Raw genomic sequence first — 13,239 nt, forward strand, 5'->3', positions numbered from 1 at the left:
ATCGCATGAATATATCTGAGTTGTCGCTTAAACGGCCGGTACTGGCAACAGTCATGAATCTGGCATTGATCCTTTTCGGTTTGGTAGGATATACCTTCCTGGCCGTGAGGGATTACCCTGCTATTGATCCGCCTGTGATTACCGTTACCACTGCATATACCGGCGCCAACGCAGATATCATTGAAAGCCAGATCACCGAACCGCTGGAAAAACAGATCAATGGAGTACCTGGCATCCGTACTATTACCTCTTCCAGTTCATTAGGCAGCAGCAGTATATCAGTAGAATTTAATCTGGGTATTGACCTGGAAGCCGCTGCCAGCGATGTACGGGATAAGGTAAGTCAGGCTACCCGCAATTTGCCGCAGGATATTGATGCACCACCCGTAGTAACAAAGGCAGATGCAAGTGCAGATTTTATTGTGATTATGGCGGTACAGAGTCGTACCAAAAGTCTCATGCAACTGAGTGATTACGCTGAAAATGTATTGCAGCAACAGTTTCAGACAATCAACAATGTAAGCGCTATCACTATTCTCGGGCAAAAACGTTACGCGATGCGTTTATGGTTTAACCCCGATAAAATGAGCATGCATAATGTTGATTTTACAGATATCCGCACTTCTCTTCAAACTGAAAATGTTGATTTGCCACCCGGTAAAATCTATGGTAATAATACGGAGTTAACTATCCGTACCCTGGGCCGGTTAACAACCGAAAAACAATTCCGTGATCTGATCATCCGGGAAGACAGTACCGGTATTGTACGTCTGTCTGATGTTGCCCGCGTGGAACTAGGCCCGGAGATCTATGAACAAAGCTGGAAATACAACGGCGTAAACGCTGTAGGCATTGCCCTCATTCCGCAACCCAGTGCCAACAATATCCAGATTGCAGATGATTTTAATAAACGTTTACAGGAAATTGAAAAATCAAATAAAGAAGATATACAGTTTCATGTGTTGATAGATAATACCCGCAACATCCGCCTGTCGCTGAAAGAAGTACAGGAAACATTGATGATAGCCTTCGGACTGGTAGTACTGGTGATTTTTCTTTTCTTCCGCAACTGGCTTATCGCCTTACGGCCATTGATTGACATTCCTATTTCCCTGACAGCTACTTTTTTTGTGATGTATGTAGCCGGATTTACTATCAACATATTAACCTTACTGGGTATTGTGTTGGCTACCGGGTTGGTGGTGGATGATGGAATTGTGGTAACGGAAAATATTTTCCGTAAACTGGAAGAAGGCATGCCTATCCACAAAGCTGCACTGGAAGGTAGTAAGGAGATATTTTTTGCTGTTATCTCTACCTCTGTTACACTGGCCGTTGTGTTTTTACCAGTGATATTTTTACAGGGATTTGTGGGCCGTTTGTTTCGGGAGTTCGGCGTAGTGCTGGCTTCAGCGGTATTAATATCTGCCTTTGTATCGCTCACTATTACACCGGTACTAAACGTAGTACTGAACAGAAAAAATGCACAACATGGCTGGTTTTACGTGAAAACAGAACCCTTTTTTGTTGGCATGGAAAGCGGTTATAAACGTTTGCTGGAAAGTTTTATGGAGATAAGATGGGTGGCATGGCTGATCATCGCTATTTGCGGTGTATTGATCGGCTTAACGATGTTGAACCTGAAAAGTGAAATTGCGCCGCTGGAAGACAGGAATAATATTCGTTTTACTGTGACTGCTGCGGAAGGTACCAGTTTTGGTTATATGCAAAACTATACCGACAGGGTAGCTGCTTATCTGTATGATTCTGTACCTGAAAGAGATTTTGTTTTCTGCAGAACGCCCAGTGGATCGGGAGGCGCTGTAAACGTGGCCCAGCCCAGGATTGGTTTAATTGATCCTTCCCTGCGCAGCCGCACACAAAATGATATTGCCAATGACCTGCAAAAGAAATTAACCAACTTTAACGATGGAAGAGTGTTTGCTATCCAGGAACAAACCATTTCAGTAGGTTCCGGATCAAAATCTTCCGCACCGGTGCAGTTTGTATTGCAAACCCTTGACCTGAGTAAGTTGAAAGCGGCTATTCCAAAATTTTTGGAAGAAGCACGGGGCGACAAAACATTTTCCAACGTAGATGTAGATTTAAAATTTAATAAGCCTGAAGTACAATTATCTGTAGACAGAACAAAGGCAAAAGACCTGGGACTCTCTACTGCCGATGTGATAGGTGCCGCACAGTCGGCCTTTAGCGGCGGCAGGCTGGCTTATTTTATCATGAATGGATATCAGTACCAGGTAATCGGGCAGGTGGAAAGAGTGGATAGGAGCACACCTGCGGATATCGACAAACTATATGTAAGAAGTAAGAGCGGTAACAGTATTCCCCTGGATGCTGTGGTCCACCTGCAGCCCAGCAGTAGCCCGGCTATTCTTTATCATTACAACAGGTATAAGTCTGCCACTATTTCTGCAGCATTGGCACCGGGTAATACAATTGGTGACGGTATTAAATCCATGCAAAAAATAGCCACAAGTGTACTGGATCCTACCTTCCATACGTCGCTGGCTGGTTCTTCCAGAGATTATGCAGAAAGTTCTTCCAATACGGCTTTTGCTTTTGGCCTGGCACTTATTTTAATTTACCTCATTCTGGCTGCGCAGTTTGAGAGCTTTATTGACCCGCTCACTATTATGTTCACCGTGCCGCTGGCGTTGGCTGGTGCATTACTGAGCCTGTGGGCATTTGGTCAGACATTAAATATTTTTTCAGAGATAGGTATGATTATGCTGATTGGGCTGGTGACTAAAAACGGTATTTTAATTGTGGAATTTACCAATCAGAAAAGAGAACAGGGGATGGCTAAAAGGGAGGCAGTGATAGAAGCAGCAGCGCAGCGTTTACGGCCTATCTTAATGACCAGTTTTGCTACATCCCTGGGTGCATTGCCTATTGCATTGAGTTTGGGCGCTGCGGCTACCAGTCGCGTTCCACTAGGTATTGTAGTTGTTGGCGGTATTTTATTTTCTTTGATATTAACACTATTGGTGATACCTGCAGTATATACTTTCATTTCGGGTAAGCATAAAGCAGTACCTGCAACCGTGACAGATTAACTGCAACTATTTTAGTTATGATCATAAAAAATTTACGATATAGCCTTGTTTTGCTGTTGCTGCCTGTACCGGGGATAGCGCAACAAAAACTGGACCTGCAACAGGCCATTAATATTGCGTTGAAAAACAGCCTGGATCTGCAGATGGTGAAGAATGACCTGCAGGCCAGTACCATCAATAATAACTACGGTGTAGCTGGTGGCCTCCCGCTGATACAGGCTACCGGCACTGATAATGCGCAGAACATTAACGTAAATCAAAAGTTGAGTAGCGGTACTGTTATAAAGCGAAATGGTTCTTCCTCCAATACCTTAAATACCGGGTTGGGTGCCAGTGTACTGGTATATAACGGCCGTCGGATTGTGGCTAATAAAAAGCGGCTGGCTACCCTGGAGCAAATGAGCCGCACAGATCTGGACTCAATGATCATCAATGTAGTGGCTAATGTGCAGCTGACATACTACGATATTGTGCGTCAGCAAAGTTATGCTGCCACCCTGCAAAAATCAATTGATGTATCACAACAGAAACTGGATATTGTGAAAGCCAAAAGAGAGGTGGGTATGTCTAATGATGCGGATCTGTTTCAGGCGCAGGTAGATATTAATACACAGCAGCAGGCGTTGCAGTCGCAGTTGTTGGTTATTAGTCAGGATAAAACAGCCTTACTCCGCCTGCTTACGCTCAAAGCAGATTCCGTTATTCAGGTGAGCGATACTATTATTGTAGATACGAAATTAAACCTGGATACGGTGCTTAACTCGCTGCTGCTGCGTAATCCACGTATGCTGGCAGCCGATCTGCAAATAAAGGTGAATGAGTTAACAGAGCGGCAAACTGCTGCGCAGCGTTATCCTTCCCTCAGTGTAAATGCCGGATACGATTATAATCGCACAGAAGCTGGTGCGGGTAATGTGTTGTTTAACCAAAACAACGGACCATACGTTGGTGCGGGTTTAACCATTCCGATTTTTAACGGAACTATTTATAAGCGACAGCAACAGGTAGCCCGTATTGCTACTTACAACGCCAAAATTGAAAAGGATATTTTTACCCGAAACTACACTGCCAATACAGTAAAGTTGTGGCAGGCATATACCGTCAATCTGCAGCAGGTAACCACAGCGGTTAGTAACTATGACCTGTCTTATCGTTTGCTCAACCTGGTTTTACAGCGTTTTCAGTTAGGGCAGGCTACTATTATAGACGTTAAAACTGCCCAGCAAAGTTTTGAAAATTCCGGTTACCTGCTGGTAAATCTTACCTATGCTGCAAAGGCAGCAGAAATACAATTGAAGTCGCTGGCTAATTTGCTGGATTATTGAGCAATATATTCCTGATTAACGAGGCTCCGCCTTACAGATAAGTCTCCACAAGAAAAGCAGGTAGCTGCCATTTTAAGCCCTCCGGAAGTAATGAAATAAATCATAACAAGATAGAAATGAGCAGGTGAGCTGATTCTACGCCTGCAGGAACCCTTTTCTGAAAGAGGGGTGTTTTTATTTTTTGGTGTCTTGCGTTTTTTTGCCGAATTTCCTGTGCTTAAAAATGCAAATAGCCGAAAAGATGAATAAACAGGCTTGTCAACCATAGTAAAACGGAAATCATGCTAATCGCGCTCGAAACAATTTTGCAATTGCAGGAGTTGTGAATAGTAACATCCGCGAATGTTACCCCACCGCTGTAATCAACCAACAAAAAAAATCACGTTTAAAATTTTTTTATGAGAATGCTTCAATTTATGAGGATGGTAAGGGGTAGATCTTTTTTACTATTCCTGTTCATGACCTGCCTGGCAGCGACTGCCTTTGCGCAGGTAAAAGTAGCCGGTCGGGTAACAGATGATGGCGGCTCGCCACTACCCGGCATTACGGTGACCATCAGGAATACAAAACTGGGTACACAAACAGATGCTGATGGACATTATACTTTAAACGTAAATCTGCAACCTGGTAATTATACACTGGCTTATTCCGGTATTGGTTTTATATCAAGGGAAAGTGTGCTGGCGGTTAGCACCAGTGTTAGCACCTACACACAGGATATGCGGTTAGCTACCTCCGTATCTAAACTGGATGAAATAGTAGTAACCGGTACTTCAGAAGGAACTACCCGCAGACAATTAGGTAATTACATCAGTACAGTGAAAGCCGATGAGTTAAACAAGGGCGCTACCGGCAATGTACTGGCAGCACTACAGGGCAAGACAGCCGGCGCACAGATCTCACAAAATTCCGGTGACCCTGCTGGTGGCATCTCCGTAAAACTTCGTGGTATCAGCACCATCTCCGGCTCTACAGAACCGCTGTATATCATCGACGGGGTGATCATTGATAACTCCACCACCCGCGTTACCAACGCAGATCCCAGTTATGGCAGTGGTGCTAACGGAGATAATTTTGTAGGTAGCGTAGGACAAAGCCGTATGTCAGATATCAACCCGGCAGATATTGAAAGAATAGAAGTGCTGAACGGCGCTGCTGCTGCGGCTATTTACGGATCACGTGCCAATGCCGGTGTAGTACAGATCTTTACCAAAAGAGGCAGTGCAGGTGCTCCCGTGGTAAATTTCTCTACCAGTTTTTCTATGAATCAACTGCGTAAAAAACTGGATGTAAACCAGGCGCCTACTAAGTTTGGTGGCTCTCCGGATGATTCTACACAAAATATACTTACACCTAAAGTAACAAGTATTACGCCTGTAAAACGATATGATTACCAGGACGATATTTTCCGCACTGGTGTGGGTACTGATAATAATATTTCTGTGGCAGGAGGTAAAGACAAAACAAAGTATTACGCATCTGCCAGTTACCTTTATAATCAGGGCATCATCAGGAATACAGACTTCAGCCGTTACAGTTTTCGCCTGAACCTCGATCAGGAGCTGAACAAATGGATCAGTTTCACTGCAAGTCTGAACTACGTTTACAGCTCATCTAATGAAAAACCTGATGGCAACACGTTCTTCTCTCCCATGAACTCCGTTACTATCATCGGTAATTATTATGATATAAATCAACGGAACGCATTCGGTCAATTGATGAAAGTAGGTGAACGCGGACGTGTGAACCCGATATCTGTCATACAGGATTTTAAACAACAGCAACACGTAGGCAGAGTGATTGCAGGCGCCGGTATTAAGTTGCGGCCAATTAAAAACTTAACAGTGGATTACCGGCTGGGTATAGATAATTATAACCAGGATGGTACTACGTTTATGCCGGCCTACGCTTATAGCGTGAGCCAGGGCTTTTATGGCGGTGGTCCCACGCTTGATCCTGCACAGAATGGTTATGCCAGCGCCGGTAACAATACCTCTTTCATGATTAACCACGATCTGAATGCAACTTATAACTGGGATATCAACGATAAGTTTACTTCAGTTACACAGGTGGGTTATTCGCTGCAATACCAGCGTATGCATTATACACTGGAAGAAGGCAGAGGCTTGCCACCTTTTGTGCAAACGGCAGATAAAGCCACCACCATTATACCCGGTGCTGATCAGCGAACACAGTTATCTATTTCAGGAGAATTTATCCAACAGAATTTTAAATACCGCAATCAATTATTCCTTACAGGCGCCCTTCGTGTAGATGGCTCTTCTGTATTTGGAGCAAATGAAAGAAATCAGCTGTATACCAAGTTGAGCGGCAGTTATGTAATATCCGGAACAGATTTCTGGGAGAAATCCAGCGTAGCCAAATGGTGGAACCTGTTGAAGTTGCGTGCCGCTTATGGCGAATCCGGTAACCTTACCGGTATACCCGCTTACGGACGTTATAATACTTATAATGCCACTGCTTTTATTGGTGCTTCGGCATTTCAGTCGCCCGGCACCTATACCGACCCACATGTAAAACCTGAAAAGCAGAAAGAGCTGGAAATAGGTACAGATATGGCTTTCCTGGATAACCGTATAGGCTTATCCGTTAACTATTACCACAAACGTGTAGAAGACCTGTTGATCAGTCGCGCTATTGCGCCTACCAATGGTTACTCTTTTTACCTGAATAACATCGGTACGTTACAAAATACTGGTGTGGAAGTAGTGTTAAATCTAACACCTGTAAAGACAGCTAATTTCAACTGGGATCTTACCGCTATCTATAACCAGAACCATAATAAAGCAGTGAATATTGGTCAGTCGCTGATCCTGTACAACACGGTAGGAGGTGCGCCGGTAGGCATTGCCAACGGAGAACCTATTGGTTTCTTCTACGGTACTTTCTTTGCACGTGATGCCAATGGAAATATATTGAAAAACCCCGCCGGCATACCAGTTACAGAAGCAGGCATACAAACAGGGCCACTAACGTACACGACTCAACGTGATCCGGCAACGGGGCTTCCTCCTGCAAAAGGAGCTACTACCCTGAACAAAAAAATAGGCGACCCTAATCCTAAGTATACTGCTACGCTCACAAACGATTTCCGTTATAAAAAACTGGGGCTGCATATACAGATCGATGCCGTACAGGGCGTAGATGTATTTAACGCAGACTGGAGAACAAGACAAGGTGTGGATAACGGTAAAATTGCAGAGCAGGAAGACAGGGGACTGTTGCCCCGTGGTTTTATTGCAGGCAACTATAACATCCAGGAATGGAGAATCGATAACGGTTCTTTTGTAAAGCTACGTGAAGTAGCATTCAGTTACAATGTAGGTAAGCTGAAAGGTTTAAGTGATCTCACGATCAGCCTGGGTGGCAGAAATCTTATTTCATGGGATAACTACAAAGGATATGATCCTGAAATAAATGCTGCCGGACAAAGTTCTGTATTACGTGGAATTGATTTTGGAGCAGTACCTATACCGAGAACTTATAACCTGGCTTTGCGTGCAAAATTTTAAATCTTCAAAAAAAAAAGATCATGAAACGATATATTCCATCATACAAATATTGCCTGCTGGTAGCCACGTTACTGATAACCGGCGCTGCATGCAAAAAAGATTATCCGGATCCTTCAGGCCCCTCGTCAGAACAGGCTTACAGCTCACCTACCGCATTGGCTAATGTAGCTGTTGGCTTACAAGCCTGGTATGCCCGCGACAGGGTAGGCTTGTTATATACCACTACTGCATCAGGAAGTTTGCTCACCGGCGAAACATACGTAACTAATCCCGGTAACACTGATGAGGCGCAGATAGCCACCGGCGGCAATGCTATTCTCACTACCAATTCTGTTGTTACCGGTATGTGGGCGGTAACCAATAAAATCAGATTTGAGGCCGACAGTGTACTGCGCCGTACTAATATTATTGTTACTGACAAAGGTTTTGCCAGTGGGTTAATAGCTTACGCATCTATTTTTAAAGCGCTGGCTATTGGTGTGCAGGCTACCTTCTGGGAGCAGGTACCTGATATCAGCGGAAAGCCGGATACTGTAACTACAGATGTAAAATTCATCCCTGGTAAACAGGGGTATGCGATGGCTGTGACAGTGCTGGATAATGCCATTAATACTGTAACGGCAACGCCTATAGGTGTAAATTTTGCTGCCAATGTACCAAAGAACGTTAATATCGTTAATACGTTGTATGCCCTGAAAGCCCGCTACGCTTTGTATGCAGGTGATTATGCTACTGCACTCGCTGCTGCAGGCAAGGTAGATCTAACGGTGACGTCTACACTGGATTTTAATGCACAAATTACCAATCCTATTTTTGCACTGGCAACAGCTACCAATAATATTTTTAACGTAGTTGACTCCAGTATGGGTTTGCCGGTAGGCTTGCAGCCTGATCTGTCAGATAAGCGTGTACCGTTTTATATTGCCAGACCAGCTAAGGGACCACGTTTTAATATCAACGGTTTTTTCAGCGGCAATTTAGTATCTGTTCCTATTTATCTGCCGGGAGAAATGATATTGATAAAAGCCGAATGTTATGCACGTCAGAATAATATTCCGGCCGGCTTAATAGAATTGAATAAAGTAGTTACCCAATTACCATCCCAGGATCCTTTTGGTGTAGGCGCGGCTTTACCGCCAGTAGCTGCTATCACACAGGATCAGTTGCTGACATTGATTTATCAGCACCGTCGTATAGAACTTTTTATGGGTGCACAGGAACTGGAAGATAGCCGTCGGTTTGCACGGCCGGTAACAGAACGGAAGAGAAATTATTTCCCTTATCCGTTTGTGGAACGCAATGATAATCCGAATACACCATTAGATCCGGCGTTTTAATTGTATGATTTTTTGGGGAGATGAATAGGCTATGATAAAGGTTTTTAGCAATGTCGCTGAAAACCTTTATCATTTTTGTACTACCTCACGCTACGCTTGAGGTTTGTAATCTTCCTTTGAAAATCTTACTCAGTTCTTTTCCTTTCATCATCATTGCCAAAATTTCTTTTTTTGACGTTTATTTTATTATTACCCAGGTTATATATCAAAGAAAGTCTGACAAACCTGCTGCTATTATTTTGACCATACACTTGCTTTATTCCATTTACTACAGAAGTGTAATCTCTCAAATAGGCTGTATTAAATATATCATTCAGGAGTAACGATAGCTGTAAATTATTTTTAAGCAAACTTTGTTTCAGACCAATGTTTAATCCTGACTGAGCTGCAAGTTCATATAATCCTCTTTTCAAAGGAGAGCTGTAAAAATAGTCCACCTGTAGCTTGGTAGATTTACTTAAAGAGAAAGTATTGTTTGTAGATAAGTATAACTGAATATTATTTTTAGGTGTAGCATTAATATGATTAACAAATACGCTTTTTGATCCTAAAAGATAAAGCGAATTTTGACTCTGCCACCATGGCGTGATATCAGTAGCATAATTTTCTCCTATGCCATAATAGTATTCTTTAAAATAATTTTGCCTGCTTATAATTTGTGTATTAGTGATAGGGTTTGATGTGAATACAACGCCAAATCCATTGGTAGTAACATTAAAGAACACGTTGGTTCTTAATTTTTCCTTATAAATATGTGTGAAGTCAAAGTTGTCATTAAAAGAAGGTTGTAGAAACGGATTTCCTTCTGAATAACTATTGCTATTTATATATGAACGAAATGGATTCAAATTTCTAAAACCAGGACGGTTTATTCTCCTTCCATAATTAAATAAAAAAGTATTGTTTTCATTTTTCTTATACGAGAAATATAATGTTGGAAATAGTTTCAGGTAGTTATTGGTATTTGTTTTACCCAGAGTTCTGGAATACCCCTGTGTGCCAGTATTTTCAAGCCTCAAACCTAATTGTAAACTTATAGTGTTGTTAATGTCCTTAGTTCCATTTACATAGATTGCCTGGTTGTTTTCTTTGTATTCAAATCTGTTGGATCGCCCCGGATCTAATACCGGCGTTCCTGTAATCGTATTATAATATTGTACATTACCCTTACTACTGATTGAACTTACTTTAATCCCATAAGACAGGTTTAAAAATTTTAATGGATGTTCCATATCCACTTTTACACTCACGTTACCGATGTCTTGTGTTGAAACATTTCTTGCAGCCTGGTTAGTATTTAAGTATTTCATATTAGCCAGGAAAGTCTCCGCCACAAATCTGTTGTCAGTTTTTGAATCATAGGTAAAGTAATCAAGATCAAATGAGATCTTTCTGCCCAGGGTATCTAACTTTGATATCATGTGCGCATTATAGGTATGATTGCCTGTGTTCAGATCATTGACGCCGGTATTAGTTAATAAGGAGTCTATAATGTTATTGGCATTGCGGATTTTAATACTGGTATGATCTACCCTGTCCGGATTATCGTAATTTCCTGCATATTGAACGCCGATTGTGGTGTTATCTGAAACATCATAATCAAATGCAATCGCGCCGGATATATTATCTTCTTTTTGTTTTCCCTCGCTTTTCAGCTCCCATGGACCACCTGGATAGTAAGTAGTCAGATCCTCTCTTGTTTTGATATATCCTGATCTGCCACCCGCATTAAAAGAAAATCTGACTTTGTTTTTGTTATAGAAGAAATTGTTTCTTAGTGTGAAGAAGTTATAAGCACTTTGATCATAGGATAAGGTGGTTGCGTTTTTCCAGGAATTCCTGGCCCCTTTTTTAAGATTTATATTGATCAGGCCTCCATCTCCGGCAGCTTCATATTTTGCAGGAGGATTGGTGATAATTTCAATATTTAAAATATCACTCGCAGCTATCGAACTTAAGTAGTTTATAAGATCCTGCCCTGATAACTCAATAATACGCCCGTCTATCATAACACGTGAGGCTCCTTTGCCCAGTATGCTGATGGCGTTGTTTTGCACCATAACCCCAGGTGCTGCACTGATGGCACTTACCGCACTGCCTCCGATAGCTGTAATACTATTTTCTACATTAAATACTAAACGGTCTGTTTTATATGCTATCAGCTTTTTTCTTGCTACAATTACAACTTCGTTAAGATTGCCTGCTTTTTCTTTCAATAGAATTGTACCTAAATCGGTATCCTTTTCCAGCAAAATATCTTTTCCCCAATCTGTAAACCCTAAAAAGCTAACTTTAATTTTGTAGGCACCACCTTTAATCCTTATCTCAAAAGTGCCATCTTCTTTGGTCAGGGCTCCAGTAACAACTTTCCCTTCCTGATCTGTTAAAATCACATTTGCCCAGGCTTGTGGTGCCGCATTCGTCTTTACATTTCCTTTTAGCAGTACCTGCGAATTAGCCCATAACGGTAATATTAAAAAGACAATTGCGATCATTCTATTCATAAATCTCTTGTTCATATCAATTTTTTTCAATGGCTGAAAAATTAAACTGATACAAAAGTGAAGTAGAAAAGGAAGAGACACGACCGACAAAAAAAAGTCGGACTAATTTTCCTGGCAGAAAATGGTCCGACTTTTAATATCGTAGTACGACTTTTTACAAATGACTCATAATGAGCTGTTTCTGTACTGTGTAGGTGTTGAGTTAGCGTGTTTTTTAAATGCTGTATTGAAAGATGATTTTGAATTAAAGCCCACTTCGTATAAAATCTCCTGGATATTTAATTCGTTTTTTGTTGAATCTCTCAACATTTTCATGGCTCTTTTAATGCGGTATTCATTTATAAAGTCAAAAAAATGTTGATTCATATGGTGATTTATTAAGATGGACAAATCACGCACAGGCATTTTTATTTGCTTTGCAAGATCTTGAACCGTTAAGGATGGTTCAAGATAAGGTTCCTCCTCAGCCATATGTTTTTTGAGTTCATCTATCTGCGCTTTAACATTTGTCTCCGGCTCTTTCTCTGTTTTCTCCTGAATATTATTGGCGGCAGGTTCAGGCACTATCTCTTTGACTAAGGGTAACCTGGAATCAATTCCCCTGAAAAGATCAGGATTGTACATGGTTTTTAATACTATCCAGCATAAAAGGCTTAAAAACGTCAGTGTCACTATTATCTGGACGATAGTAAAAGTATGCTTATAACCAGCAAACATAAAAGTACTTTGCAGGATAACAATTCCATGAATGATAGCGGTTACCAGTGCCAGCTGAAATAGCCAGTGATAGCTATACATAGCTATATTGGCATAATTTTCTAAAAATATTTTTTTATACTTTCTTAGTAAAACAAACATGGCAATACTATAACTGATGGTCTGTGCATGGCCTAATAAGTAGGTGAATTTAATCTCAGGCATCTCTGAAAAATGTGCTAAAAAGACATCCTTGGCGGGAAGATCTGCCAGATAATATCTGGGGGTTACAACTAATATGCCCAGCAAAAAAGGAATGGCATGCAATAAATGCTTAGGTTTTAGTTTGAAGTCTGAATAACAAACAGACACCATATACAGATAGAGTAGCGGAGCACCTAATAGTCCCATGTTGCCCCTCAACATGGCCAGATTGGGGTATTGGTCGGCGAATTTATATACGAAGTATATGCTCATGTCTATTGCATTAGACAGGAAACAGAATGCAAGCAATGCATTACTTAATCTATTCTTTGTTTTTACAGTTAATAAGAAAAGGTTTAAAAGTAAGGTGATAAAAAACGCGATTAGGCTGATAATACTTATTAAATTGTACTTCTCCATTTAGCAGCAGCTGATTTTGTATGCTAAAGTAAATACATTGTTTGATTTTTAATCATTGTAAAAACCTTCTGGGAAACCTGATATTATATTAACCTGCATATGTCGTGTTTGTTGTGTGCCATTAAAGTACAAGCCAGCGGCCA

6 protein-coding genes are annotated in these 13,239 nt (G+C 41.4%); 4 read left to right on the forward strand and 2 right to left on the reverse strand.

The window, feature by feature from the left end; translation table 11 throughout:
• Nucleotides 1-5: 5 nt before the first annotated feature.
• The 4 genes from CLV51_RS06545 to CLV51_RS06560 all read left to right on the forward strand — a co-directional run bounded on the left by CLV51_RS06545 (nt 6) and on the right by CLV51_RS06560 (nt 9,272).
• Entirely contained in the window at nt 6-3,077 is a 3,072-nt protein-coding gene (locus tag CLV51_RS06545) for an efflux RND transporter permease subunit (protein ID WP_106527174.1), read from the forward strand.
• Between the two features lie 17 nt (nt 3,078-3,094).
• A complete protein-coding gene (locus tag CLV51_RS06550) occupies nt 3,095-4,402 on the forward strand; it encodes a TolC family protein (RefSeq protein ID WP_106527175.1) in 1,308 nt (435 codons plus the stop codon).
• Between the two features lie 398 nt (nt 4,403-4,800).
• A complete protein-coding gene (locus CLV51_RS06555; protein ID WP_106527176.1) occupies nt 4,801-7,935 on the forward strand; it encodes a SusC/RagA family TonB-linked outer membrane protein in 3,135 nt (1,044 codons plus the stop codon).
• A 20-nt stretch (nt 7,936-7,955) separates the two neighbouring features.
• On the forward strand, nt 7,956-9,272 hold the full coding sequence (locus tag CLV51_RS06560) for a RagB/SusD family nutrient uptake outer membrane protein (protein ID WP_106527177.1): 1,317 nt from the start codon (nt 7,956-7,958) through the stop codon (nt 9,270-9,272).
• 125 nt (nt 9,273-9,397) lie between these two features.
• Here the strand turns inward: CLV51_RS06560 and CLV51_RS06565 are convergent, their stop codons facing one another.
• On the reverse strand, nt 9,398-11,791 hold the full coding sequence (locus CLV51_RS06565; protein ID WP_211301942.1) for a TonB-dependent receptor: 2,394 nt from the start codon (nt 11,789-11,791) through the stop codon (nt 9,398-9,400).
• Nucleotides 11,792-11,941: 150 nt separating this feature from the next.
• Nucleotides 11,942-13,096 (reverse strand): helix-turn-helix domain-containing protein, encoded by a 1,155-nt coding sequence (locus tag CLV51_RS06570; protein WP_106527178.1) that lies wholly within the window; start codon nt 13,094-13,096, stop codon nt 11,942-11,944.
• Between the last annotated feature and the right edge of the window lie 143 nt (nt 13,097-13,239).

The organism is Chitinophaga niastensis (genome assembly GCF_003014755.1).
Taxonomy (GTDB): Bacteria; Bacteroidota; Bacteroidia; order Chitinophagales; family Chitinophagaceae; genus Chitinophaga; species Chitinophaga niastensis.